The organism is Bartonella sp. AA78NXGY (genome assembly GCF_042197005.1).
In the GTDB taxonomy this organism is placed as follows: Bacteria; Pseudomonadota; Alphaproteobacteria; order Rhizobiales; family Rhizobiaceae; genus Bartonella.
In genome coordinates this window covers 95,006-121,401 of sequence record NZ_JBHIRI010000006.1, presented here as the reverse complement: position 1 = coordinate 121,401, position 26,396 = coordinate 95,006, and the positions used below count along the sequence as shown (strand labels likewise).

Sequence of the window (26,396 nt, the reverse complement as noted above, 5' to 3'; positions counted from 1 at the left end):
GGTGGTTACACCACAAAAATAGAGTGCGAACTTTTTGATGCATCACAAGAAGATGCGGCTGGAAACGTTGCAAACACCACACCAGACAAGGACGATACCCTTGATCCAAACGCTCCACCAAACGCATGCGACGAAGGTGAAGGCGTCATCCATATGGATGAGGATTAATATCAACTTTAGGTCATTCGTTGTGCTGTCCCTTTTAGGGAAGAAGGTCAATGAACGTTTACGACAGATATTTTTTCATCTGCAATGCGATAGCTTTAATAACTGGAACAGACACACTGTTTCCAAATTGGCGATAGGCTTGCGTATCAGATACTGGAATCTGGTAGCTTTCAGGAAACCCTTGCAAGCGTGCTGCTTCTCTTGGCGTCAGTTTTCTAGGATTTTTATTATCCTGCATTATAAGTATTTCGCTTCCATCTTTGTAATAACGTGCAGAAAGTGTATTTGTGTATGGCGATTCCACATCGAAAAGCCCATAACCAAATCCCTTTCCTTTCAGTTTATTCAGAACTTTTCTTCGTTGGTGTCCATGCCAAAGAGCATTACTAATTGTATATTTTTCATCAACCTCTTTATCTAAAATATCTCCCACCCTTGTTTTAATATTCATGGGAGAGGGAAATTTAAAATCTATCGAATGATCTAAAAAACCAATGATATATATGCGTTCACGATTCTGAGGAACTCCAAAATCCCGTGCTTTTAAGATATCATAAAAAACTTTATAACCGCTTGATTGTAAATGCTTTATAATACTAGAGAGAGTACGTCCCCTATCATGCCCCTTTAATTGCTTAACATTCTCTAATAAAAATGCTCGAGGCTTCCTATGTGATAAAATTCTATTGATATCAAAAAATAAAGTTCCACGTGCATCCGCAAACCCCTTCTTCAAGCCTGCTTGCGAAAAAGGTTGGCAAGGAAAGCCTGCTAATAAAATATCATGCTCTGGTATTTCTTCTTCATTGATCTGAGTAATATCGCCATGGACGTGATCGTTGTTAAAATTAAGTCGATAAGTTTGAATAGAGTATTTATCAATTTCTGATGTAAAAACACATTGGGCGTTATCTAAGCCAAATGCAGACTCGAAACCCAAACGAATTCCTCCAATGCCGGCAAATAAGTCAATTAGTTTAAACATTTTACTGATTTTTCCAATAATTAAACATCTCAGGTAGTTCTTTTAAAAAATACGTTTCAAAATCTATGACGCTGTGGTTATGCAATATTTTTTCTTGATTTTTAACTGTTTTTAGTACGACGACAACAATGTTATGCTTGTTCATTTGTTCAATTTTATTTACAGAGATTTTATCATCAACTGTCAGTAAGTGAATGTTAGGAACTTGAGATCTTGACTGCTCTTCAATAACTTCTTGCCAACGTTCACGCAAAGTGGTTTTCATTGTGCCAATAATAGCCTTATCGCGTCTTTTCTTAAAATGCTCTATGCTCGGTAGTACTGAATCAACCATTTTACCCAAACCGGCTTTTTGAAATGTTTCTTTTCCGATTTTTTTTTGAGCTTCGAAACGATATCGAAATTGATTATATAAAAAATAAATAATTTCTTCAAATGTTTTTCCCGCACGTGAACGGCGTGACTGTGTATTGCTAAGACATAATAAATAAATATATGGAATAATTTTTCCTGCATATTGGCCAAAACAATTTATTAGCTGCTCGTTAAATTTGTGAGAATCTTGAATGTTAAGCCGAAATAATTTTAAACTTAATTCAGTAATAATTCTTTTAGGCATCTCAAACTGATGGCTAATTTCCATCAAAATCGCAGAATTGAAAGTAGATTCTTGCTTTAACAATGCGGAATACGATAATTCTCGCATATTAAAAATTGTTTTAGAAACTTCCTCTTTTTTGAGCAACTCATCTATAATTTGTTTATTTTCCTGTACTATTTGACTTACTATTTCATCAGTAGGTGAAATCAGTTCACTTCTTCTTTTCTTGAGAAAGTTTACGAAGCTTTTTTTTTCTTCCTCATCAAGCCCACAAAAATCTTCTAAGTTTTTGTATCTTATATCAGTCATTGCATTAAATCCTACGATTAGACAAGTATAACTGATTAGCAGATTCTAAATTTTAACCAATGATATTTTTGTCCGTTACCTGTCCTTTAGGCGAGGAGGAAGTTAATTTTTTTACTAATTGAACGGCTTTTTCAATATCTTTTTGTTGAGTAGATTTCTTACCGTCCTTTAAGAGGGAAAGACGTTCATTTCATATTTTTCACGCATCCCCGCCTTTTGCGGGGCTTTTTTTATGGAGAATCATATGCGAAAAATATCATCAGAAGGACTTGCACTTATCAAACAATGGGAAGGTTTGCATTTAAACGCCTATAAAGATGCCATTGGGGTGTGGACAATAGGTTATGGACATACAAACAGTGCTGGAAAACCTTTTATTTACGAAGGCATGACAATCACTGAAAAGCAAGCAGAAGAACTTCTTTGTCAAGACTTAAGACAATTTGAAAATGCCGTTGAACGCGCTGTTACAGTTTCATTAACGGATGAACAATTCGCGGCGTTAGTGTCCTTTTGCTATAATGTAGGAACAGGAGCCTTTTGTAACTCGACACTGTTAAAAAAGCTCAATCAAGGTGAATATGAAGCTGTCCCTGCAGAGCTACAGAAATGGACCAAAGCAGGCGGGAAGCGTCTTGAAGGTCTCGCACACCGGCGTGCGGCAGAAACAGGCTTATGGGCAAAAGGGGCTTATGTTTCCTCCAATTATCAAACAGTAGAAACGCAAGCACCAACAGGGCTTTTCAAAGCCGAAGCCCTTGCACCGATTATTGGTTCTTTTTCTGGGCTTGGAGGCTTATTAGCAGGAAATGGACCAATCCAATGGGCTTTGGCCACCATTATGATTTTAGCCGCATGTGCTGGTATTTTCTTTGTTGCTAAACGCTTTCAGGAGCATCGTCTATGATCTTATGGATGAAAAGAAATCTGATGATAACAGGCGCGGCTTTAGTCGCTTTTTTTATTGCATTAGCAAGAGCTTTTACTCTTGGGAAAAAAGCAGAGCAACAAAAGCAAACAGAAAAAGCTTTAAAAGCAGCCAAAACACGTCTGGAGGTGGAAAGTGAAGTTAATCAAAAAAGTGATGCTGATGTGCGTTCTGATCTTTCTCGTTGGTTGCGGGACAAATAAGTATATCTCTTGTGTTGGTTGGTTACCAATTTATTTAGAGAGGCAAGATGTCAACGTCATCAGTTCTAATTTAGCAAGAGAGATCTTAAAGCACAATAATCTAGGTGAACGCTTGTGTGGGTGGAAACATGGCTAGAAAAAAAACACAAGACGATACAGAACTTACAGAAGCAGAAAAAGAAATCCTCCAAGAAATCATCATGACCTACAAAAGTGTAAAAGTGATGTCGCGTTATACGAAATGGATTGTACTCATTATACTCTTATTAGCGCTTGATTTTTCACGTATTATGGATGCGTTTGTAAGTATTTTTACACAAAAACCAAATATCCGACTCTAAACATACTCTGAGACGCGCGAAATTCTTTAGAAAATGGTTTCTTAATTTTGCTCGTCTCATGGAGACGATAGACAATGTCTTCTTCCATTTAAAACAGTGGATTTCAAAGAATTAATCTTTGAATTAATTGTTTCATGAATTTAAAGCTTCTAATAAACTGTATTTGATATGAACAGCTTCGAAATTTTAATCCTTTAAGGATGAAGAGGAAGTCAAATCTTTGTAAAACGACACAATTGATTGTCTTTTATAGATTAGAGTGGATAATGAGAACAAATTTAAGTGGCCGCGTAAGAAATACATCTTTACCAGAAAATCATGCTCTACTGCCTCTTTTTGAAGCAGTTGTAAATTCTATTCATTCCATTGAAGAAATAGGAAATGATTTTTCCTCACGCTACATTATAGTTTCAGTCATAAGATCGAAGCAAGCTTCACTACCACTTGAAAAAGATACTGAAAAACGAAACAAAACACAAATTATAGGTTTTAAAGTAATCGATAATGGTACAGGCTTTAATGATTATAATTTTCAATCATTTGAAACTTTAGACTCAGATCATAAAATAAAAAAAGGTTGCCATGGTATAGGACGACTTTTATGGCTTAAAGCTTTTGATAATATAAAAATCCGGAGTATTTATGAAACAGATAGAGGATTAAAAGGGCGTGAATTCTTATTCGACGCTGTTCAAGGTATAAAAGCATTACACGAATTTCAAGATAATTGTACAAAGAGAGAAACTGTTGTTGAGTTAACAGGTCTACAACAAAAATATAAAAATCATATTCCTAAAAAGCTACAATCTATTGCAAAAGCACTCTTAGAACATTGTCTCTGGTATTTTGCAAGAACCGGTAGTTGTCCCTCTATAACTATTGAAGATGACTCAGAAAAGATATTATTGAATGATCTATATGAACAATGCATGCATGGAGCCGTTTTTAATGAAAAAATAATAATAGAAAAGTATAACTTTTCTATTATGCATCTTAAATTTAGGTCCTTACCTTTAGAAAACCAGGCTTTATATTTTTGTGCCGCCAACAGAGTTATCACAAAAGAAGGATTATCTCATAACGTTCCTGGTATTCATGCAAAACTGCAAGATGATATAGGTGAATTTATCTACTCTTGCTACGTAAGCTCTCCTTTTTTGGATGAAAGAGTACGTGCTGAAAGAATAGGCTTTGATATTCAAGAAAATACTGAAGGGTTACTAGAGAAGGTAGAGATATCATTTGATAAAATACGGAAAGCTGTAGTCCCTAGTATTCAAAAATACTTAGATAAAGAATTAAAGCAAAACATTCAAAACAGTAAGAAAATAATTGAAAAATTCGTAGCTGAAAAAGCACCACGTTACCGTACAGTTCTAAAACATTTAACTGAAAATGACTACATAGCGTCTCCCTCAAGCTCTGACCAAAGCTTAGAGCTTCTCCTTCATAAACATCTTACTAAATTAGAAGAAAAGGCTTTAAAAGAAGGTCATGATATTTTGCAAGCTGAACAAAACGCAAATTATGAAGAATACTTAAGTAAAGTTAGCGCATATGTAGAAACTGTAAATGATCTTAATCGCTCTGATCTAATAGGTTACTTATGCCACAGAAAAGTTATCTTAGATCTTCTAGAAAAGGCTTTAAAGAAAAGCGATAAAGGCTACGCTAAAGAAAATATTATTCACAAACTCATAATGCCAATGAAGTGTGATTCCAATGACATTTCTATGGATAATTGTAATTTATGGTTAATAGATGAAAAGTTAGTTTTTCATGATTATTTAGCTTCTGACATCTCATTGAAAGCAATGCCTATTACAGGTTCTACAGAAGATAAAAGACCTGATATATGTGCCTTAAATGTATACGACACCCCTATATACGACAATCCTATTTTAATATCAGACGAAGAGCCTATGAAATTGGCATCTCTTTTTATAATAGAAATTAAACGCCCAATGAGAGATGATGCACAATCGGGAGATAAAACAGATCCTATTAAACAAGTGTTTGATTATCTAGACGAAATTAGAAAAGGTAAAGTACAAACATTCGATGGTCGTCCTATAAAAGACTCTCTTGATATACCTGGTTATTGTTATATTATCTGTGATTTAACTGATAGTATAAGGAAATGTTGCAAAAACTCGAATTTAAGAATAACAGGTGATAACATGGGGTATTTTGGATATAACGAGAATTATAAAGCTTATATAGAAGTGATTTCATTTGACAAGCTTATAGATAATGCCAAGAAAAGGCATCGGTTATTTTTCGATAAGATGAATTTGCCAATAAAATGATTTCTCCCTCCCCACTTTTGAAATGGGGAGATGAATCGTGTTTTAAACTAAGCCGCTTTCACAACAGATCTTGCTAGAACGCGCTTGGCTTCTTTTGTAACTGATTTGTAATGATCAAGCTCTTTTTCGATTTCATCTATTTTTAAAAGACGACCAAAGATAATACCCATGATTTTAGGATAATTTGTCAAAACATATTGGCGAAGATAGTTAAAATCATCAAAGCATGTATCATTATCATAATCAACAGCTTGGGTTCTCAGTTTCTTTTCACATTCAATAAAGTAACGGCGTGCTTGACGTCCTTTCTCATTGCGTTCAACCATGGAAAGTTCTTTCGCCATGTCTAAGGTGAGGTGATATTCTATGCTTGGACGACCGCCTTTAGGTTTTACTCTTTTTTGAGTAAAACTCACAAAGTCTTGATTTTCTTGAAAAGAATATTCTTCAATCCGTCGTGAAATCCAATCGTTGAAGCGTATATTAACGTCTAAAAACGTATGTAACTCACGCGCGTTAACGGTTTGAACAGTTTCCTGATCAATGATTTGTTCCGTAATTTCTATAAGAGTGTTCATAGCGAACTCCTAGTTGTTAGATGTTTTTCATTGACACTTTTTATAAAAATGCCGGGTGCTGAAAAACACGGCAACTAGCCCGTCGTTATGCTTTCCCCGTAAAGGGTATTATATGGCATAACCACACCCGACAAAGCTATTATATGCGTCTAGCATACAATGAGTCAAAGCTTTTAAATTGCGGAAGATCAGTTATTTCGGCAACCAATCCGCTAGTTGTTTTAAGGTGTTTTTCAAGCACCTCATTCGACAATAGACACATTGTTATAATCCTGTCAAGCCTCTCCTGATATAAAAGACGCCCACTGCTCTAAAAGAACATATCGCTGTTCTAAAAAATCCGTTCGCATATAAGCTTTTGTCACTGAACTCCCAACTGAATGGGCAAGAACAGTTTCGGCAATTTCAAACGGTGTTGACGTTGTCTCTGCTATCCAATCCCGTAAGCTTGAACGAAAACCATGGGGACGATAAGTTAAGCCGCAAACTGTCATATATTTTGCCATGCTTGCATCAGAAATTGGCTTGCCGGTAAGACCAGAAAAGAGAAAACCTTTTTTCTCAAAAGGGAGAGATTTTTCAATTACTTTCAAAGCTTCACGACTTAATGGCACGCGAAAATCTGAAACTTTCCCTACAATACCTTTCATGTTTTCTTTTGGTATCGTCCATATATTTTTGTCAATTTGTTCAAGGCGTAAATAGCGCAATGGATATGACCGTGCTCCTGTCAAAATCAATAACTTCAGTGCTAAATTTGAAAGGATCTTATCATCCAAGCTTTGATAAAATGCCGGAACCTCTTGCCATGGCATAGCAGGAATATTTGTTGATGTCGCACGTGGTTTTCCTAAAAGCGCGCGTGCCTTCATACAAGCCTGTAGATCAACATCTAAACCAAGAGCCGCAGCATATTTCAAACAAATATTGATACGGTTAAGTGCTTTTCGCGCTGTGTCTGCTTTTTCATGCCAAAGGGGTGCGAGAACATTGCGAATGATATTGGCTGTTAATTTTTCTATAGGTAAATTACCAATGTGTGGAATCACGTGCAACTCTAGTGGAGAAAACCAGCGGCCGTTTTTACCTTCATTTTTCAACTCTGCTTTTTTGCTTTCAAAAGCCGCTTTTGCAATTTCTTGAAAAATATTGCTTTGCTGTTTTAAAATAGTCTGTTCTCGAAAGACAATAGGATCATTGCCTTCTTTAAGAATATCACTATAATATCTTGTAAGCTCACGCGCTTCTTTTAAAGAGAGTTTCGTAACAGGACCAAGTCCCATTTCACGGCGCTTATTGTGGTGCGTATAGCGAAAAAACCAAGAGCGTGTATTGTCTTTTCGAACATTCAACCACAACCCTGCCCCGTCACAATATTTACCCTGCGGAGACGTCTTTACGAATGATGCTGATAACCGATGAATCGCCCTCACTTAACGTCCCCTCTCGTCCACCTTTTCAAGCATTGCTCGTCCACCTTTTTGGGTCCACCTTTTTGGGTCCACCTTTTAGACCACCTTTAATTTCTGATTTGAGATTTTTTCTTTAATACTTACTTTTTTTATTGAATCATAAAAAGCTATAGACATCAATACGCCCTTACACATCTTTATATACTTTGAATCTTGTTGCTAAGCCCCTGCTTGCCGGCATGCGGCACCACTTTTTGTGTTTAGCATATTGAAATATATAGATTTTTTATTTAACTGTCTGTTTAAAGACCACCTTCTAGGATTTATACAATTTTATCTAATCTGTTGTTATTTTCTCCGTATTTTTCTCTGGAGTAAATGCTAAAACCTCTTTCTTTCTCCACCTCACTGCTCACCCTAGCTTATATGGCTCCGGCCCCCTCTGAAGCATCCAATTGCGAATCGTTGTTGTGGATATACTAAAAAGCTGTGCACACTCACGGATTGTTACATATCTATTGCCATCATCAAATATCATCCATTGCCTTTTTATTTTTTATGTTATGTAAATGGGCTGGGATGCTATGAGGAGAGAGCTTCCTATATTTTCAAGCAGCTTTTTATCAAAATCTTTTGTGTCTCTTGTGCTATTGCCTCTAAAAAGATTTCAATAGCTTGATTGATTTGTTTAAGAGGCTGCTGGAAACGTAGCCAATACAACACCAGACAAAGATGATACCATTGGACCCGAACGCCCCACTAAATGCTTCATATGAAAAAGAAAATATATGAAACCGAACTACTTGTTCAAATTTATTACAGTACAATATTCTTTAAAAAACTATCAAATATCATTGGTCTATATATTGAATATGCTCCACTAATATATTGTTTCAGTTGGAAACAGACTGTAAGAGAGGAGAAACATTCATTATGTTTTTTATATAACAGTTTATTTAAAATCCTTCATAAAGGTATTTTTTAATGAAATTAAGCAATTAGGAAAAAAAACAAAGAATAATTAAATTAACTATAGATTTTTTTATTAAATATGTATAACACGTTATGTATATGTCTTATTGATTCTAAGATAATTTTTAGATATATAATATTAAATTATAATGTTTTTTTGTTTTTATAAAAAAATTCTGTGGTGCAATTTATGACTTTTGAAATTACTTAAAAATTAACACCTAATTATTTCATTAATTATTATGTCTCTTATTTTTTGTTAAAAATGCTTTTTGTCATCGGAATTATTGAAGTTTTTTCAAGTAAAGTTCTTCTAAATCATTCTGGATCAAATGTAAGAATTTATGAGTGAAATCTATCTGATTATAAATGGAATTATTATAAAGTTATTGTCTTTAGATGGAGATCAATTGCTGCGAAATGAATAGTATTTAGCATAACCTTTATTCAAAAAAATGATATGGATCTTAAAATAATCCACTATGGATGTTTTGAATTTATTATGCCCTTTCGCTGTTCTGTTCTTAAAAATGAGTAGATGTAAGTTTTTAATTCATATCCTGCTTTGTGTAGTTTTTTATAGGTAAAAATAATGCGAAAAATATCAAAAGAAGGGCTTGTATTGATTAAGCAATTGGAAGGCTTGCGTTTATCAGCTTATGAAGATTCTGGTGGTGTCTGGACAATTGGTTATGGACATACAAGTGCTGCTGGTGCCCCAAGCGTTCACAAAGATATGCAAATTACGGAAAAAGAAGCTGAAAAAATCCTTTGTCAGGACTTGAGGGAGTATGAAGCTGTTGTTGAAAAAGCCGTTACCGTTCCTTTAAACGATGAACAATTCGCGGCATTAGTATCATTTTGCTATAATGTAGGAATCACAGCATTTCGCAGTTCTACACTTTTAAAAAAGCTTAATAAAGGTGAATATGAAGCGATACCAACCGAATTGCAAAAATGGACAAGAGTGGGAGGAAAACGTATCCAAGGTCTTGTCAATCGCCGAGCAACCGAAGCAGGATTATGGGCAAAAGGAGCTCATGTTGCCCCCAATTATCATGTAGTAGAACCAGAAGGCGTAACAGGTATTTGCAAAGTAGAAGCTCTTGCCCCAATCATAGGTTCTTTTTCAGGGCTTGGAGGTCTTTTTGCAGGAAATGGTCCTGTTCAATGGGTTCTAGCAGGCATTATGGTTTTAGCCGCTTGTACAGCTATGATATACATTGCTAAACGTTTTCAGGAACACCGCCTATGATTTTATGGATAAAAAAATATCTGACAATGACGTCAGCGCTCATAGCAGCTTTTCTTATAGCTTTAGTCAAAGCCTTTTTTCTTGGGAAAAAAGTTGAGAAGCAAAAGCAAACAAAAGAAGATTTCAAGATAGCGACAACACGGCTTGAGGTAGAAAATGAAATTAATAAGAAAAGTGATGCTGATGTGCGCACTAAGCTTTCTAGCTGGTTGCGCGACCAATGAACGAACTTCTTGTATTGGATGGCTGCCAATTTATTTGAATCGACAAGATATCAATGTCATTAGTCCAAATTTGGCGAGAGATATTTTAAAACATAACGAACAAGGTGAACGTTTATGTGGTTGGAGAGATAAACGGAAAATAAAGTGATAAAAATATAATTCCTCTGAAACATCAATCAATGAAAAGATTTGAAAGAGGTGGATACATTCAGATTAAAAGTAAAAGCACTTAAAGGATTAAAACACTCTGGTGGTCGATTAGTTTTAATTAGAGTAACGGAGATGTCTGAGTTGAAGCGAAAGGATTCAACAGATTATGTTTGTGTAAAATGATTGAGTCTATTGATGTATTCTATGGGCATCTTTGTTATCCTATCAAAAGAAGATGAGAAAAGATTTTATGGATTGCACTACTATCGTCGTTCAAAGAACTGATCATACACAAAGGTTCTGTTTTCAACAAAAATAACATCTAGAAGCTTGCATGCTTGAAGAAAAGCAATCTACGGAGCTATATAATGAATAATGGTAAGGCTTTTATGTGATTTGTAAATGACGTTGCTTCAGCTTCCTAATTATAATAATGATGTTGACGATAAGGAAAATACTTTCGCACTGTATCTGCTTTTTCATGCTAAAGTGGCGGGAAAACATTGTGAATAATCTTGGCTGTTAATTTTTCTATAGGTAAATTCCCTATGTGGGAAATGACATGCAACTCCAATTGAGAAAACCAATAACCATTTTTTCTTTTATTTTTTAACTTAGCTTTTTTACTTTCAAAAGTTGCCTAGCAATTTCTTGAAAAATATTGCTTTACTATTTTAAGATAATTTTTTCCTGAAATAAAATCTTTCTTTTAAAATATTACTGTAATAGCTTGTAAACTCATGTACTGCTTTTAGAGAAAGTTTGTAATAGGACCGTGTCTTTCACGGCGTTTATTGTGATGTGTATAACGGAAAAGTTAAGAGCGCGTATTATCTTTTCGAACATTCAACCACAATCTTATTTCATCCCAATATTTATCTTGAGAAGATACTTTTACAAAGATACTGATAATCTATAAATCACTCTCCCCTAATTCACCTTCTCACTCATCCTTCCATGCATTGCCCATCCACCTTTTAAACCACCTTAAATTTTTGATATAAAATTTTTTCTTTAATTTTTATTTTTTATTGAATCATAAAAATGATATGTCTCAATCTCACCTCTATGCATCTTTATACGCTTTGATTCTTGTTTCTAAAGCCCAGATTGCCTACATATCGTACTGTTTTTATATTTAATATATATTTTTATATTTATTCCTAACTTGTTAGAAAAGTTTTTATATTTTGATAGAAATATCTTCTATCAGTTCACTTTTTTCAAAAGATTCTGAAAGGATTCTCAAAAAATCTGCAAAGTTAAAGACTATTTAATACGTATTGTTTCTTTTTTAGAAATCAAAATTGGTGATGCCCCATTCCTCACCAGCAATTGTGTTATTTGCAGAGCAGTCTATATAAGATGATGTAACCTCTTTTATAAAGTTAACTAAAGTTTTTTGAATTTCTAGCATATTGTTTAAAGACAAAAAACTCCCTCTTATTATGCAAGCAGCTTAGACATCGGCTGATAGTCCTCCCGCTTATAAAAAGCCTTTCTTTAATAACCTTCAAAACCACAATTAAAGTGGTGAAAGATAAAACAAGATTTTTAGGCAATCATAACGCACAATAAAATCAGACCAGTCTAAATGTTCAATGCTAACACCTGCTAAACAGTGGAAAATAAGTTTTAGCACGCATTCAAATTGGAAGGGCTTAAGCCCCCGCGCGCTACGATGGGTTTCTACTCTCATCGTAAGATTTACATTCCCTCTAAAACTTAATCGCTGTAAATATAAAAATCTTGACGCCCGTTCTAAATCCGTGAGAGTTTCTGGATCTTGCTGTATTAAACGTTGAAATTCCTCACAACTGCTCATCTGAAATGCTAACATTTTCATAAAAGGACGATAGTGGCGTTGTAACATCCCTAAAAAGTTTACGACATAACCTGAGAGATTATTGCTGATTTCAGGGGATAGAATCAATTTCTGTTCAAAGAAAATATCACTCATACCAACAAAAAGGTTTGTTCTACATGCCATGAGGAATATACTCAAATAATTTTGATATTTTTTTGATCGAATTTCTTTTGTCACCAATATCAGCAGCAACTGGTGTAGCATTAACAAAATTATAATTTTTTATCTTAAAATGTATCCATCATTTTTTACATTCTTTCATCTATCTTAGCCTTCTTTTCACAGCTTCAAATGATAAAAAGTAACTGCAATGTTAAGTCGTTTTGCATCGAACAAATTTCTCGCAAACTATCCCTATTGGCTAGATGGCAATCCATCCTCTATTTAAAGAGAGAAAAACTTTTCTTTTTTATTCAGCGATAAAGTAAATATTATCCAATTACTTATGAGTAAGTAATTGGATCAAATGGAAACTGTAATTCTTTCTACTCTAAGTAATCTTGTACCCATTTATATAGGTTTAGGAAAGCGTGCTGTTATGAATATTCATAAAAATGCTTCAAAAATTGATATCAGCAAAACTTCTGTTTTAAAAAGGAAAAGATGTCCTCTTACCTGCTACTGAAGAAACTGTTCAGATTTGTCTTGATGTTGCTGAAGAGCTTCAAAAAACATGAAGTTATCCCAACGCTTACAAGTGTGCCAACAATTCAACTTTGAGATAATAGATCAGTGTTAGAGTTATGCCAATCTCACCAATCTGTTGTTGTCTGTGAAGAGCATAGTATCAAAGGAGAAGCTTGGAGATGCAATTGTTAAATCGCTTATGGAACAAAACATTCTATGCCAATTTGTATCATTAGGCCCCCACAATCCCCTCTGCAATAAAAACGAACTGGATATTTTAACAAGTTATAAAATCAATCGAGAACGCATAAATAGTGTTAGAAATGACATACTATACAAAAAATATTCAACTGCTTCCTAATATGCTCGCCAGTTCAAAAACATCATAAATCATTGAGAATACAAGAAAATAAGAAAGAAAAGCACATTAATTCACGCAGTTTTGCTCTCAGTAAACGAGCTTTTTAAAGATAGTACGGATATTTTTTCATTGCTTAAAAACGTACTCCATAAAAACAATATCATATCCATATAATATATTATCCAATGAACTTAATATAAATAATATATAGATTATAGAAATATTATTTATTAGATACATTTTTTATTATAATTATAGATTAAAATAAATACATATTGACATTTTTAATAATTTTATTTATATATAATAATTAATATTATTCTATATTAAAGTAAAACTAAATGGATTTTATAAATTTACGTTTTATGCCAATGTGGAAAAGAAATAATTAATATATTATATTTTAATGTTTTTTATATACAGGAGGGAAAAATGCTCACAGCATTATTTATAGCTATTTTTTCTATATCAACAGTTGTTTTACCTTTAATATCAGCACTTGTTCCTTTTTATCCGTAGAATGAGCTTTTAATAAAGTAAATAAAATATGTATGCAATGTTATTATTGTTTTTTTTCGTGTTTATTATTATCAATAATATTTAATATTATTGTAGTTACTGAGTATTTTCTGTGATTTTATAGAGGAGCTTATTGATCTTTTCTATTTAACTTTAACTGTCAACATATTTTTAAAATATATAATTATGCTCCTCTATAAAAAGACTTTCTTTTTCTGAAAGAAGTATAACATATTGCTTTCATTGCTTAAAAACATCTATATTTACTAAACTCTTGCGTGTAATATCTTTGATTATCTGAGTACCAGTCAGTGTCATAGCTACCCGCATTTCATTGGCAAAAAGATCAAGGAGATGCATAACACCTTTCTTACCTGCTGCTGCAAGCGCATAAACAAAAGCACGGCCAATCATAACAGCATCCGCACCTTGTGCTATCATGCGTATAACATCAAGACCAGAACGAACACCTGAGTCCACTAAAATAGTCAAATAATCCTTTACAGCATCCGCAATTGCAGGCAATGCTCGTGTTGTTGATAATACACCATCAAGCTGACGTCCGCCGTGATTAGAAACAACAATACCATCTGCACCAAATTTTACTGCTTCTCGAGCATCTTCTGGATCAAGAATACCTTTCAAAATCATTTTTCCTTTCCAAAAATCGCGAATCCATTGTAGATCATGCCAACCAATTGATGGATCAAAATTTGCACCAAGCCAACCAACGTAATCATCCAATGCAATTTTCTTTTTGAGATAAGCAGAGACATTTCCAAGATCATGAGGGCGCCCCATAACACCAACGTTCCAAGCCCAATATGGATGAGTCAAAGCTTGTAAAAAACGACGTAAACCAGCATAAGGACCAGACATTCCCGAATGCGCATCACGATAACGTGCACCAGGAATTGGCATATCAACTGTAAAAACCAACGTGCGTACACCAGCCAACCAAGCCCGTTCTAGTGCATCACGCATGAAACCGCGATCTTTGAGAACATAAAGTTGAAACCAAAATGCACCTCCAACCGCTTCTTGCACTTCCGCAATAGGACAAACTGAAACAGAGGATAGAGTAAAAGGAATCCCTTTTGCCGCTGCGGCACGCGCTGCTTTTACCTCTCCACGACGTGCATACATGCCCGTTAGCCCAACAGGCGCAAGTACAATCGGTAAATCAAGTGTCTGATCAAAAAGCTTGATTGAAAGATCAACTTCACCAACTTGCCTTAGAATCCTTTGACGCAATGCAAGTGCTTGAAGATCTGTACAATTACGTCGCATCGTTTCTTCAGCATAAGCCCCACCATCAATATAGTGAAAAAGAAAGGGAGGAAGACGACGCTTTGCTGCCTTACGATAATCAAGTGTTGAAGAAATAATCATTGATGGCACCATTGTTTCTAAATGAAAAGAGAAAACATCCTAAAACGCATAAAAGCGAATCCATGTACCTACCTATTCGCTATTCTCCCAAAGCACTCTATTGAATAGATAGAAGCAACAGAGACTGCAACTTTCTAAAAAAACTAATTGATAAAAACAACGTCTTTATTGCTCTTATCCAAATTTAAAATCTCACAGTATGAAGTATCATTAATAACGTATCTACTCATATATTCTTCATGTGCAATTAAAATGTTATACTCTCTTTAAAGCAATCCCTTTTCGAAAGCGATTGCTCCGTAGCTTAATTAGTTATAATTTAAAGTCGCTTCTCCCTCCAAAGATCCTTACATTATCAGTTATTAAGAATATAGAGTGTCATTAAGTATAAATCATAATCTCCCCCAAAAGATGAAAAAATCCTTTATTAATACTGGAAATAAAGCTGTCGCATACATGCAGAAATCTTCTTATATCAATATTCAAAACTGAGATCTGTTACTTATTCATGAAAGTTTATAGTGCCTAATTCATATAAAGCATAAAAACTTTTAATGTTCATACCAATAGAAACCTTCATATTTAATTGAATAATTTTCTAGCAATATTATATCTTGAGGCTATAAATGAGTTACTAAAATTAGAACAATGTTTATTAAAAATAATTGTTACTAAACTGGAGTGAAACTTATTTATTAACGCTTAAGGATAATTTTTATGCGGAATAAAATATACTGGTTATTACACTCTAGAAAAATTGAGTCAATTGCAGCATCCAATCTCGCATATTTACTTTGAAAAGTGAGTAGCTACTGTTATATTGAATTTTATTAACCTATTGATTTATTATCATAAATATGAACAACATATTGAATATAGTAAAATTCTTTCATTGTAAATTTTGTCATGATGAAATAATCAAAACTATTCTTTTGCACATCATAAATGGAGTTCGTATAGATAGAACCTCTTGAAAAAAGAAGTAAAAATGCCTCTCATCCCCTCTCAAATGCAAGAGATGAGATAACCTTGGAAATTAAAAATAGAATGCATGACGCCGGTTTTGCGAAGCACAAAATTTTCTTTTATCTAAAATACGCTTTCTGCATACATGTTATCAAAATTCGTGGTTCCCAACTCATTTAAAATGCTTGGACAACTTTAAACCCTGTGCTTGATAATGTGATCCAACATCATGTCCATAAAGGGTTGATGGTCGATTAAGCATATGCTCATAGACCAAACGGCCAATAATTTGACCATGCTCTAAGATAAAAGGAACTTCATGGCTCCGCACTTCTAAAACCGCTCTTGCTCCTTTTCCACCCGCCTCCTTATGCCCAAATCCTGGATCAAAAAAGCCTGCATAATGCACCCTAAACTCGCCCACTAAAGGATCAAAAGGTGTCATTTCTGCGGCATAAAGCGGAGGCACATGAACAGACTCTCGTGAAACTAAAATGTAAAATTCATCAGGATCAAGAACCAACTCCCTTTGACCACGATCAAAAAGAGGTTCCCAAAAATCTAAAACGTGGGCAACGGCACGTTTATCAATATCAATAACACTTGTATGATGTTTACCACGATAACCTATAAGCCCGTTTTCGTCTCCCTTTAAATTAATGGAAAGACCAATACCACCAACACTAATATTAGGAAAATCATCCGATATCAGTGTTTCTTGCCTTTGCAAAGTGTGCAACTCTATTTCATTTAAATAACTTTGCCCTTTTCTAAACCGAAGCTGTGATAAATGTGAGCCTGTATGCACCAAAATTGGAAATGTGCGTGGACTAATTTCCAAATAAAGTGGACCATGATAACCAGCACAAACTTTATCAAACTCTTGAGCATTATCCGTAATGACACGTGTAAAAATATCTAATCGGCCTGTAGAACTTTTGGGATTGGCAACAGCAGATAAAAATTCTGGTAAAGCTAAACTTTCCAAAAGAGGAACAATATAAACACACCCCGTTTCCAAAACGGCTCCACCTCGTAAATCAAACTCATGCAACTTTAACCGTTCAAGCTTATCCAAAACTTTTGTATCAGGTCCCGGCATAAAAGAAGCACGTATACGATAAGCTTTCTCCCCTAAACGAAGATCAAGGCTTGCTGGTTGTATTTGAGATCTATCAAATGGACACTGAGCCTTGAGAAAGTTATTCTCAATCAAAGCTTGTATATCACTATCTGCTAAAATACCGCTTATACGCGCCATATATATTGCCTTCCCTTTTTACATTGTTTCTTTTTTGACCTAGATGATAAACTGGTGCAAGCTATTTTAAAGTGATAAAAACTATTTTTATGTTTTTTCCAACCGACTTGTTAACATAAAATAAAATAGGAGGTATTGTAAAAATAATACCTCTCATGTTCTCTTATTCTTGAATGTCTCGCAAATGATGTTATCATAATTTTCTATAGAACCCTTAAGATTCCTGTTAGAATTTATTATGATTATACGCCATCTTAGCGAAAATATTATTAATCAAATCGCCGCCGGTGAAGTTATTGAACGACCAGCAAATGTTGTCAAAGAACTTGTTGAAAACGCTATTGATGCTGGTGCAACACGCATTGAAATTATTACAGCAAATGGTGGAAAAAATTTTATAAAGGTGAGTGATAATGGTTATGGAATTCCTGCAGATCAATTAACTTTAGCAGTTTCTCGCCATTGTACCTCAAAGATTACCGATGACGTACACAATATCTGCTTCCTTGGATTTAGAGGAGAAGCCCTCCCCTCTATTGGTTCTGTTGCTAAACTTAAACTCATTTCACGAACAAAAGATGCTGAGAGCGCTGCTGAAATTTCCGTTACTGCAGGAAAAATTGTAGGACCCAAACCAGCTGCTGCGAATCTTGGAACAATTGTTGAAGTTCGTGATCTTTTCTTTGTCACGCCAGCACGATTAAAATTTATGAAAACTGATCGGGCTGAAACAAATGCTATTAGCGATATGATTAAGCGAATTGCTATCGCATTTCCACATATCCGCTTTTCTCTTTCAGGACTAGACAGAACATCTATGGAATTGTCTGCTACAGAAAATAATATTCAAGGACAATTACAACGTATTACGCAGATTATGGGAAAAGAATTCGCCCCTAATAGCATTGCGCTGAATGCTGAACGCGAAGCGGTGCGCTTAACAGGTTTTGCCTGTTTGCCATCTTTCAACCGAAATAACAGCCTTCATCAATTTGCTTATGTTAATGGACGTCCCGTGCGTGATAAATTTCTATGGGGTGCTATCCGAGGCGCTTATGCTGATGTCATGACACGAGATCGTTATCCTGTCGCTATTCTTTTTATTGACCTCCCACCTGCTGAGGTAGATGTTAATGTTCACCCAGCCAAAGCTGATGTACGATTCCGTGATCCAGGATTAATTCGTGGTTTGATTGTTGGAGCTATTCGTGAAGCATTGCAGCAATCTGGTATTCGTCCTACTTCAACCCGTTCTGAAGCAATGCTTGCTGCATTTCAAACACAACAATCATTGGCACAACAACCATTAGGCAGTTTTAAGAACACGCACCAGTTCTCTTCTTACAGTTCACAACCTCATCATTTTACCAGTGCTTCAATGGTCCAAAAACCATTGGATAGTACTCACTCTTTTGATTTAAAAGAAGATGCCGCTCCTATTATGGAGGGCTTAAATACACCAAGTGGGGATGCATACATTCCAAGCACGACATCTTCATCAGAAGAGTTATCTTATCCATTAGGAGCGGCCAGAGCACAAATCCATAAAAACTATATTATCGCCCAAACACAAGATAGTTTGATCATTGTCGATCAGCATGCAGCTCACGAACGATTGGTTTATGAAGCACTCAAAAATGCACTTTATTCCAAACCACTTCCTTCACAGTTATTACTTATTCCTGAAATTGTAGAACTCTCTGAAGAGGATGCAACATGCCTTTTAACGCATAAAGATGCTTTGCAGAAATTTGGATTAGGAATAGAACCATTTGGACCAGGAGCAATTGTTGTGCGTGAAACACCTTCCATGTTAGGAGAGATCAACGTCCAAGCCCTTATTAAAGATCTCGCAGATGAGGCTGCTGAGTATGATACAACAAATAATTTAAAAGCAATGCTTGATTATGTTGCAGCAACGATGGCCTGTCACGGCTCAATACGGTCAGGGCGCCTTTTACGCCCCGAAGAAATGAACACACTATTACGACAAATGGAGGCAATACCTAATACAAGTACATGTAATCATGGACGCCCTACTTATATTGAACTCAAATTGGCAGATATAGAACGGCTTTTTGGCAGAAAATAAGCCCTTCATCATTTTTACAAGAAAAATATTTTAAAATTAACTCTCGACTTTATAATATATTTTATGGCACTTTTCTTGTATCTCTTGTATCAAGTAAAAAGGAGTTGTCATGTTTCCCAATGGTGAACGCGAAGCAAAAATTCATTATTCTAATAACGGATATGACATTATAGAATATGGTACCTATACCATTTGTGCTGTTAGCGGGCAAAAAATCCCTATAGATGATTTAAAATATTGGAATCATCACCGCCAAGAAGCATATGCTAGTTGTGAAATCTCCTATCAGCGCGAACTTGAGTGCAACCCATATCTCAAGCAATTGTTAAAAACAAAAGAAAAATAACCCCTCGAAAGCTATAAATTTAGCCTTTGCCTTTTAGACAAGAAAATTCAAGGGAACGTTTTCTAAAGCGGGTTATGACCTCTTCAAGGACCATACGACAGAAGTCTTTTTGAACAAAATCGACATTCACATCAAAGATAATAAGATTTTTCAAATCTTTTTGCATGTGAATTGTCTGTATACGGGTATAATCTTTAGCTGTTGTTGCTAGCCATAAATTGTGCATTTTAGCCTTTTGTATAAGGCTTTTTAAATTTTTATCTGTGAAAAAATAGTGGTCTGGATATATGTAAGTTTGCACCACATCACCAGACAATTCTTTAATAGATTTAAAAAATTTATCTGGATTGCCAATACCAGCAAATGCCAAAAATGATTTTCCTGAAACCTCATCAGAGGCACTAGCTTTAAGATGAGCACGATATAAAGGCTTTCCAGTACGCGAAACAAGAAAAGCGACATTATCAGGCGCATTGGAGTGACCAATCAATAAAACACTATCCATAAAAGAAAACTGCGTTTTTAATGGTACACGCAAAGGTCCTGCTGGAAAGACAGCTCCATTACCAAAACCGCGCATCGCATCAACAACGAGTAACGCATAATCCATATAAAGACGGCGACTTTGAAATCCGTCATCCATTAAAATAAGATTACATCCCTCTTGTTTAAGCCGTTGTGCCGCTGCATAACGATTAGGTGATACAGCTACAAAAGCATGCCGTGCAAGTAAAAGTGCCTCATCTCCAACACTATATGGAGTATCATATTTTTCATTTACAAGATGTACCCCTTTAACTGATCCACCATAACCACGAGATATAATACCAGGTACGAAACCAAGTTCTTTTGCCACTTTTGTAAAAGCAATAACAACCGGCGTTTTACCCGCACCACCACATGTAAAATTTCCAATACACAAAACTGGCAGATCAATCACGGGAGGCTGTCTTGTCATAAAACGACTTGAAAAATAACCATACCCCCATGAAACTGGAGCTAACACAAAACGCAAAAAGCTTTTATTTTTCCACCAAAAACGAGGGGCGCTAATATGCATATCTACCCTGACGCTGACGTAAACCTGTTTGTATTACAAGGGGTTGTAAAAATGGATCTAAAATCTTTAATGTGCGCTCAAATGCACCTGCCATACCTGTTGCCACTTCATGAGCCTTATCAACCATTTCTTGCCGCAATGTTTCATTTGTTAAAAGCTTATACACCTGAATAGCAAGCTGTTTTGTATCTTGAACCATATATGCTGCATCACGCGTTAGAAATTGTTTGAACATCTCTTGAAAATTTGAAACATGAGGCCCTGTCAAAATAGCGGAACCAAGCAAAGCCAATTCCAATGGATTGTGTCCACCATTTCCACATAACGATTTACCAACGAAAGAAACTTTCGATAAGCGAAGAAAAAGTCCCATTTCTCCAATGGTATCTCCCCATAAAATATCGGTATTCATGTTTGGAACAGCATCTCTACTCCTACGAATAAAACTTAACCCCTTATTATCGCATTTTCTGATAAGATCTTCTGAACGTTCTGGATGACGAGGCACAATAATTGTTAATAAATCTGGCAAATAATTTTTAACAATTTTATGGACCTCAAAAGCAATCTCCTCTTCCCCTTCATGCGTTGAAACAGCTGCCCAAACTGGGCGATTGCCGATAGCATTACGATAACGTGCAAGCAATTCTTGATTTTCAACCAGAAAAACATCAGCCTTGAGATTACCAGAAAACGTAACAGATTTTACGCCAAGTGTATGGTAATAAGCTACATCTCTTTCATTTTGACCAATCGCCAAATCAATATCCTTAAAAATATGTTTGGCAAGAACACGTCGTTTTTGCCAAGCTTTAAAAGAACGTTCAGACATATGGGCATTAACCAAAATCTGCGGAATACGCATTTTTGCAAGTTCTTTAATACGAAGAGGCCAAATTTCTGATTCACAAATTAAGACGAGATCAGGCTTCCAATGACGAATAAAACGGCGCACTGCAAAATCTAAATCCAAAGGAGCATATTGATGAATCAACCTATTACCAAAATGTTTTTTCACAAGAGTAGAAGATGTCACCGTCCCAGTTGTCATTAATACATTGATTTCCAATGATAAAATATAATTTATAAGTGGAACAAGTGCAAGTGTTTCTCCAACACTTGCTGCATGCAACCAAACTAACGAACCTTGGGGGCGTATATGAGAACTTTTACCTAAACGCTCTTTTTTGCGACACCACTCTTCTTTTCCACGAATAGCACGAAAGAACAAATAAAAAGGAATAACAGGACATAAGCAAAAACCAATCATTCGATAGCTTAAAAGAGCCGTATGTGCCTTTAATTCTACCATTTAAAATCACCTCATCCAGCTATTTTAAGATATCTATATACTTATTTTGTTAAAAAATTCATCAACACTATTGGTTGCATCCATATTTTTTAATATCATTCATATCTTAAATAAAAAAAGCTTAATCCATGAGAAAATTCAATACATATACACATTATTTAAATCTCTTTTAATTAAATTTTGTAACTTATATCGATTTTATCACTTCATTCTGCACCCTATAAAAAATCTTACTCAAAAATAACAAAACTACATTTCAGTCGATTATAATTTTTAAAATATAAATGATAAACCTATGACATAGATTGTATCAATTTTTTCAACTCACTGAATAAATACTTCTTATGATTTTAATGAGACTTTGAATTTTGCACGTTGGTATTTTAGAGAAAAAGCTTATTTTTACATATGTTAGGTATTGTCAATTTTTCAAAAAATAACCCATATAGACATTACAACCTAATATAAATACAACAAATAAAATGTGTTTAAAAGAAAGCTCAATCTCTATTATTTCATTTCAATAAAATGAATATGTCAAACTAATCTTAAAAACTTTTGAATAGTATAGAGTTCTCATTTTAAATTGTGATATAATCTCTTAAAGGTAATCCAGAAAAATCTAATCTTGTTTAATAGAGAATTTCTTAAAAGTCTTAAAGCAATTTAAATAAGAGTTTTCAAAATTTTAAATCCTCTCTTTTCAGGAGGTCGCAATGATATATTATTCCTTTTAAGATTGTATATAATCAACACAAAATGATTAACTTATAGATTTTAGTTTTAAATGAGTACTCAAGAAACCCTTCTGAGGTAAGTTAACTTCATAAATCTATTCAGTTTCTCTAAATTTCTAATTTTGGTAAAGTTTCTAACGACTTTCATGGTTTCTAAGCTTATCGTAATAACTCGTTGAAAAAATTCCAATAGATAAGTAACGAGTGCTAATAATCTCAACAGAGTAATAATTGCTATCATTAATAATGCTACTCTTTTTATTAATCTTAACGCATTAGTGTCTCATACCCCATTCAAAAGCAGAGTGACTATTCACAATATAATCATAAACTTCGAGTGATAGCTGTCATGATAATATTGCTGTTGTAAATAGTTTGATAGAAACTGTCTTGCATTTTTATTAAGCGTAAAGATGGTGGTGCAATAATGGATTTTATACCTTGCACGGACGCTATTATGAAATGGGCTTGGGTGCTTTGGGAGATGTTTCTTAAAAAAACATATGAATTTTAAACAACAAGCATATTCTTTTTTACGGCATTCTATTTTACCCGAAGAACGTACCTATGAAAAGGACGACTAAACAAAAGCATGAAGCAATCTACAGGTTATAATGACCAAATATTCAAGCTTTATTCTGCATCGCCTAACTCAGCATCAAGAAACTGATGCAAATCTACAATGTAATAACGTTGTAATGCATTATCTACACTGCTTTGTGCTTTTGCCTGCCATGCTTCTTGAGCGGATTGATAATCTGAGAAAATACCAACCACATCTAACTCATCAGGATTCTTAAATTGATTACTGTTAAGATTTTTTAATTCCCCACCAAATACAAGATGTAAATATTGTTTTTTTTCTTTGGTTTCAGTCATATGTGCCTCCATATCATTTAGATTATCTTAGCGCGCTTTTACGTGATTAAACTAACTTTGTTTGACGAACAACATCTATCATATCTTGACAGCAATTATTTTTACCAGCAATTAAAAGTCCATACTGGTAAGGTTCAATTCCATAAGATAGTAAAGGGGCATCAAGCGATAAAAAACACCCTCCACACTCCTGCAAAATAAGATCAGCAGCGGCAATATCCCATTCATGACAATTTGGACGAACTAATACGATATCAATTTCATCTTGAGCAACAAGAACAATACGATAAGCAAGAGAAGGAAGATAATGGTAAAGACTGACTTGATTGAGAAAATCATCTGGTAATTTTTGTGCGAGCGATTTATCAAGTGAAATTTTATATTTTCGATGAACCTCAAAGGCTAAACGAGGAAGTTTTATCCCATTTAATGTTGCCCCTCCACCTGTTACAGCTGTATAAACATCTCCTTGAGCCGGACATTGTAGAACGCCCACAATAGGACGCCCATTCTCAATAATGGCAACCGAAATACACCAATAAGGATTGCCAGAAAGAAAACCACGCGTTCCATCAATAGGATCAACAACAAAAGAGCGCTCATAATAATCTTGTTTTTCTCGATTATCTTTTGTTTCTTCTGAAATCCATCCATAATTTGGACGAGCTCCAAGAAGCCTCTCTTTCAAGAAATGATCAACAGCAAAATCTGCTTCACTAACCGGGGAATTACCTTCTTTAATCCAGACATCCAACGTGCATCCAAAATACCGCATTGCTAAATCTCCTGCCTCTCGACAAACATCACGCAAAAGATTTAAATCAGAAGAATGATGCGTGTTATTTTCCTGCAAGTGTCATCCCTTCAATTAACAATGTTGGAGCAGCTGTACTATAACGCCGATCAATATCATTGGCAGGTGTTAAATGTGCTAACATATGAAGCAAATCAGAACCTAGCGTTACTTCACTTACCGGATAAGCAATTTCACCATTTTCAATCCAAAAACCGGAAGCCCCACGACTATACTGACCAGTAATAAAATCAATGCCATGACCGAATAATTCGGTCACATAAAATCCATTTCGCAAATCTTTTATCATATCGCAAGGTGATACTAAACCCGGTTCAATAGCAAAATTTGTACTGGTCGGCTGCACTAATGATGCCGAACGCATACCGTGTCCATTTGTTTTAAGTCCCAATTCACGTGCTGTAGATGATGAAAGAAGCCAATTTTTTAAAATACCATTTTCAATAATATTGAGTGTTTGCCCCTCTACCCCTTCTCCATCAAAAGGATGAGAAGCATTTCCACGTAATCGCAAAGGTTGATCGGTTACATTAACATTAGGCTTCATCACTTCCTTGCCTAGGAAATTCTGTAAAAGACTCGTTTTTCGAACCACAGAGGCTCCATTGACCATAGATGCGATATGCCCTGCAATTCCACGAGCCGTACGCGGATTAAAAATAACATCAACGCTCCCAGTCGCCGCACGAACTGCACCCAAACGTCGAACAGCACCAAGCCCTGCATTCTTTCCCACAGTTTCTGCTGCCTCTAAATCAGAAAAATGTAAGGCTGTTGTATAATCATAATCCCGCTCCATCTGTGTTCCTTCACCTGCAAGAGCACTACAAGAACGTGAAAAACAACTTGAGCGATAGGCTCCACAAAAACCATCGCTGGTCACAAGAATAAACCCACTACGGCCATAAGCTGTTGCAGCGCCACCAGAATTGCTTACACCTTTAACATCAAGAGCTGCTGCCTCCGTTTTTAAAGCATCTTCTGTTAAAAAATGACTGCTGGGTACAAAATCATCAAAAAGATCAAGATCTTTAGGATACTTAACCAAACACTCTTTATCTGCCAAACCTTCAAATAAACTATCGGGAGAAGCTTTAGCCATCGCAACAGCACGTTCCGCAAATTCTTGCGGATAAGATCCTAAATTAGCAGAAACACTTGCTACTTTTTTTCCAACAAAAACCCTTAGAGTAAAATCATTGCTCTCTGCTGCTTCTGTCGATTCGACTTTCCCAAAACGAACTGATACACTGGTAGAATGAGCATGAACAATAACAGCATCAGCAGCATCTGCCCCAGAACGCTTTGCTGCTTCAACCAGCGAAACAGCTTTCTCAATCTGGTTTTTGTCAGTCATTATAGACTCCCTAAAATATTTTATTATTTACATTGATAAGCATTCTGACAAATTTATACAAATCAGAATATAACTCTTGTGTATTGATTCATAAGATTATGCACATTCATGCATTCTTTTTCTTTTAATGCATTAAATCATTTCCCTTTTAGCTTCTTTATGAAAAGACGTAATATGCCGTATATGCCGTAAAATCTCTTTAGTTTCAAGATTTCTCATGGGGCCCTTATCATTTTAGGAGCCAAATCTCCACTGATAATCAAATCAACAGAACAATTGACAATTAACAAAAGTCTTAGCAATAACACTTGAATTTAAGCCAAAATCCTCAAAAATTCGAAAAGCATAAAATGATTTAAATCACAGGTCTT

At 35.1% G+C, this 26,396-nt stretch carries 20 protein-coding genes and 2 pseudogenes; 9 read left to right on the top strand and 13 right to left on the bottom strand.

Annotation, left to right across the window (positions count from 1 at the left end; genetic code table 11):
• A pseudogene (locus tag ACFINL_RS05140) lies at window positions 1-168 on the top strand (late control protein); the annotation flags it as partial.
• 58 nt (window positions 169-226) lie between these two features.
• On the opposite strand, the gene ACFINL_RS05135 reads toward ACFINL_RS05140, so the two are convergent.
• On the bottom strand, window positions 227-1,153 hold the full coding sequence (locus ACFINL_RS05135) for a DNA cytosine methyltransferase (RefSeq protein ID WP_375631819.1): 927 nt from the start codon (window positions 1,151-1,153) through the stop codon (window positions 227-229).
• Window position 1,154: 1 nt separating this feature from the next.
• The gene (locus ACFINL_RS05130; protein WP_375631818.1) at window positions 1,155-2,063 is read right to left on the bottom strand and encodes a type II restriction endonuclease; all 909 of its coding nucleotides are present in this window, start codon (window positions 2,061-2,063) and stop codon (window positions 1,155-1,157) included.
• Between the two features lie 244 nt (window positions 2,064-2,307).
• Here ACFINL_RS05130 and ACFINL_RS05125 point away from each other — a divergent pair, with 244 nt between their 5' ends.
• The 4 genes from ACFINL_RS05125 (at window position 2,308) to ACFINL_RS05110 (ending at window position 5,844) form a co-directional block, all read left to right on the top strand.
• Window positions 2,308-2,970, top strand: coding sequence for a lysozyme (locus ACFINL_RS05125; protein WP_375650786.1), 663 nt, complete (start codon window positions 2,308-2,310; stop codon window positions 2,968-2,970).
• A complete protein-coding gene (locus ACFINL_RS05120; protein ID WP_375650784.1) occupies window positions 2,967-3,194 on the top strand; it encodes a hypothetical protein in 228 nt (75 codons plus the stop codon). The genes ACFINL_RS05125 and ACFINL_RS05120 overlap by 4 nt, the downstream gene beginning before the upstream one ends.
• A 128-nt stretch (window positions 3,195-3,322) precedes the next feature.
• Window positions 3,323-3,535, top strand: coding sequence for a hypothetical protein (locus ACFINL_RS05115; RefSeq protein WP_375620805.1), 213 nt, complete (start codon window positions 3,323-3,325; stop codon window positions 3,533-3,535).
• A 266-nt stretch (window positions 3,536-3,801) separates the two neighbouring features.
• Entirely contained in the window at window positions 3,802-5,844 is a 2,043-nt protein-coding gene (locus tag ACFINL_RS05110; protein ID WP_375628599.1) for a hypothetical protein, read from the top strand.
• A 47-nt stretch (window positions 5,845-5,891) separates the two neighbouring features.
• Here the strand turns inward: ACFINL_RS05110 and ACFINL_RS05105 are convergent, their stop codons facing one another.
• The 3 genes and pseudogenes from ACFINL_RS05105 to ACFINL_RS05095 all read right to left on the bottom strand — a co-directional run bounded on the left by ACFINL_RS05105 (window position 5,892) and on the right by ACFINL_RS05095 (window position 8,372).
• On the bottom strand, window positions 5,892-6,422 hold the full coding sequence (locus ACFINL_RS05105; RefSeq protein WP_375650780.1) for an antA/AntB antirepressor family protein: 531 nt from the start codon (window positions 6,420-6,422) through the stop codon (window positions 5,892-5,894).
• A 275-nt stretch (window positions 6,423-6,697) separates the two neighbouring features.
• Entirely contained in the window at window positions 6,698-7,855 is a 1,158-nt protein-coding gene (locus ACFINL_RS05100; protein WP_375650777.1) for a tyrosine-type recombinase/integrase, read from the bottom strand.
• Between the two features lie 316 nt (window positions 7,856-8,171).
• A pseudogene (locus ACFINL_RS05095) lies at window positions 8,172-8,372 on the bottom strand (helix-turn-helix transcriptional regulator).
• Window positions 8,373-9,398: 1,026 nt separating this feature from the next.
• Between ACFINL_RS05095 and ACFINL_RS05090 the strand changes: the two are divergent.
• Together ACFINL_RS05090 and ACFINL_RS05085 are read left to right on the top strand one after the other, a co-directional pair.
• Window positions 9,399-10,061 carry a lysozyme gene (locus ACFINL_RS05090; RefSeq protein ID WP_375612387.1) on the top strand — a complete coding sequence of 221 codons (663 nt, stop codon included), beginning with the start codon at window positions 9,399-9,401 and terminating at the stop codon, window positions 10,059-10,061.
• Window positions 10,058-10,285, top strand: a complete 228-nt coding sequence (locus ACFINL_RS05085; protein ID WP_375612386.1) for a hypothetical protein — start codon at window positions 10,058-10,060, stop codon at window positions 10,283-10,285. The genes ACFINL_RS05090 and ACFINL_RS05085 overlap by 4 nt, the downstream gene beginning before the upstream one ends.
• 1,675 nt (window positions 10,286-11,960) lie before the next feature.
• Here ACFINL_RS05085 and ACFINL_RS05080 read toward each other — a convergent pair.
• The 3 genes from ACFINL_RS05080 to ACFINL_RS05070 form a co-directional block, all read right to left on the bottom strand.
• The gene (locus tag ACFINL_RS05080; protein WP_375650773.1) at window positions 11,961-12,425 is read right to left on the bottom strand and encodes a hypothetical protein; all 465 of its coding nucleotides are present in this window, start codon (window positions 12,423-12,425) and stop codon (window positions 11,961-11,963) included.
• A 1,624-nt stretch (window positions 12,426-14,049) separates the two neighbouring features.
• Window positions 14,050-15,201, bottom strand: a complete 1,152-nt coding sequence (gene lldD / locus ACFINL_RS05075) for an FMN-dependent L-lactate dehydrogenase LldD (RefSeq protein ID WP_375612383.1) — start codon at window positions 15,199-15,201, stop codon at window positions 14,050-14,052.
• 1,138 nt (window positions 15,202-16,339) lie between these two features.
• Window positions 16,340-17,428, bottom strand: coding sequence for a 2'-deoxycytidine 5'-triphosphate deaminase (locus ACFINL_RS05070; protein WP_375650769.1), 1,089 nt, complete (start codon window positions 17,426-17,428; stop codon window positions 16,340-16,342).
• 238 nt (window positions 17,429-17,666) lie between these two features.
• Between ACFINL_RS05070 and mutL the strand changes: the two genes are divergently transcribed.
• Both mutL and ACFINL_RS05060 read left to right on the top strand, forming a co-directional pair.
• Window positions 17,667-19,520 (top strand): DNA mismatch repair endonuclease MutL, encoded by a 1,854-nt coding sequence (gene mutL, locus ACFINL_RS05065; protein ID WP_375613514.1) that lies wholly within the window; start codon window positions 17,667-17,669, stop codon window positions 19,518-19,520.
• 109 nt (window positions 19,521-19,629) lie between these two features.
• Window positions 19,630-19,866 carry a DUF2093 domain-containing protein gene (locus ACFINL_RS05060; protein WP_375608064.1) on the top strand — a complete coding sequence of 79 codons (237 nt, stop codon included), beginning with the start codon at window positions 19,630-19,632 and terminating at the stop codon, window positions 19,864-19,866.
• 19 nt (window positions 19,867-19,885) lie between these two features.
• On the opposite strand, the gene lpxK is transcribed toward ACFINL_RS05060, so the two are convergent.
• From lpxK to ACFINL_RS05035, 5 genes are all read right to left on the bottom strand, one after another.
• The gene (gene lpxK, locus ACFINL_RS05055; RefSeq protein WP_375612379.1) at window positions 19,886-20,926 is read right to left on the bottom strand and encodes a tetraacyldisaccharide 4'-kinase; all 1,041 of its coding nucleotides are present in this window, start codon (window positions 20,924-20,926) and stop codon (window positions 19,886-19,888) included.
• Entirely contained in the window at window positions 20,916-22,238 is a 1,323-nt protein-coding gene (waaA, locus tag ACFINL_RS05050) for a lipid IV(A) 3-deoxy-D-manno-octulosonic acid transferase (RefSeq protein ID WP_375650766.1), read from the bottom strand. The genes lpxK and waaA overlap by 11 nt, the downstream gene beginning before the upstream one ends.
• 1,370 nt (window positions 22,239-23,608) lie before the next feature.
• Window positions 23,609-23,854, bottom strand: coding sequence for a DUF4170 domain-containing protein (locus tag ACFINL_RS05045; RefSeq protein WP_375612377.1), 246 nt, complete (start codon window positions 23,852-23,854; stop codon window positions 23,609-23,611).
• A 46-nt stretch (window positions 23,855-23,900) separates the two neighbouring features.
• The gene (locus ACFINL_RS05040) at window positions 23,901-24,707 is read right to left on the bottom strand and encodes a 3'(2'),5'-bisphosphate nucleotidase CysQ (protein WP_375612376.1); all 807 of its coding nucleotides are present in this window, start codon (window positions 24,705-24,707) and stop codon (window positions 23,901-23,903) included.
• Entirely contained in the window at window positions 24,694-26,025 is a 1,332-nt protein-coding gene (locus tag ACFINL_RS05035; protein WP_375650761.1) for a TldD/PmbA family protein, read from the bottom strand. Before ACFINL_RS05035 ends, ACFINL_RS05040 begins: the two co-directional genes overlap by 14 nt.
• Window positions 26,026-26,396: the final 371 nt, after the last annotated feature.

Excerpts from the sequence above, each read along its gene's own strand:
- ACFINL_RS05135 (WP_375631819.1), bottom strand. The coding sequence starts at position 1,153 with ATGTTTAAACTAATTGACTTATTTGCCGGCATTGGAGGAATTCGTTTG.
- ACFINL_RS05130 (WP_375631818.1), bottom strand. The coding sequence starts at position 2,063 with ATGACTGATATAAGATACAAAAACTTAGAAGATTTTTGTGGGCTTGAT.
- ACFINL_RS05125 (WP_375650786.1), top strand. The coding sequence starts at position 2,308 with ATGCGAAAAATATCATCAGAAGGACTTGCACTTATCAAACAATGGGAA.
- ACFINL_RS05120 (WP_375650784.1), top strand. The coding sequence starts at position 2,967 with ATGATCTTATGGATGAAAAGAAATCTGATGATAACAGGCGCGGCTTTA.
- ACFINL_RS05115 (WP_375620805.1), top strand. The coding sequence starts at position 3,323 with ATGGCTAGAAAAAAAACACAAGACGATACAGAACTTACAGAAGCAGAA.
- ACFINL_RS05110 (WP_375628599.1), top strand. The coding sequence starts at position 3,802 with ATGAGAACAAATTTAAGTGGCCGCGTAAGAAATACATCTTTACCAGAA.
- ACFINL_RS05105 (WP_375650780.1), bottom strand. The coding sequence starts at position 6,422 with ATGAACACTCTTATAGAAATTACGGAACAAATCATTGATCAGGAAACT.
- ACFINL_RS05090 (WP_375612387.1), top strand. The coding sequence starts at position 9,399 with ATGCGAAAAATATCAAAAGAAGGGCTTGTATTGATTAAGCAATTGGAA.
- ACFINL_RS05085 (WP_375612386.1), top strand. The coding sequence starts at position 10,058 with ATGATTTTATGGATAAAAAAATATCTGACAATGACGTCAGCGCTCATA.
- ACFINL_RS05080 (WP_375650773.1), bottom strand. The coding sequence starts at position 12,425 with ATGGCATGTAGAACAAACCTTTTTGTTGGTATGAGTGATATTTTCTTT.
- lldD (WP_375612383.1), bottom strand. The coding sequence starts at position 15,201 with ATGATTATTTCTTCAACACTTGATTATCGTAAGGCAGCAAAGCGTCGT.
- ACFINL_RS05070 (WP_375650769.1), bottom strand. The coding sequence starts at position 17,428 with ATGGCGCGTATAAGCGGTATTTTAGCAGATAGTGATATACAAGCTTTG.
- mutL (WP_375613514.1), top strand. The coding sequence starts at position 17,667 with ATGATTATACGCCATCTTAGCGAAAATATTATTAATCAAATCGCCGCC.
- ACFINL_RS05060 (WP_375608064.1), top strand. The coding sequence starts at position 19,630 with ATGTTTCCCAATGGTGAACGCGAAGCAAAAATTCATTATTCTAATAAC.
- lpxK (WP_375612379.1), bottom strand. The coding sequence starts at position 20,926 with ATGCATATTAGCGCCCCTCGTTTTTGGTGGAAAAATAAAAGCTTTTTG.
- waaA (WP_375650766.1), bottom strand. The coding sequence starts at position 22,238 with ATGGTAGAATTAAAGGCACATACGGCTCTTTTAAGCTATCGAATGATT.
- ACFINL_RS05045 (WP_375612377.1), bottom strand. The coding sequence starts at position 23,854 with ATGACTGAAACCAAAGAAAAAAAACAATATTTACATCTTGTATTTGGT.
- ACFINL_RS05035 (WP_375650761.1), bottom strand. The coding sequence starts at position 26,025 with ATGACTGACAAAAACCAGATTGAGAAAGCTGTTTCGCTGGTTGAAGCA.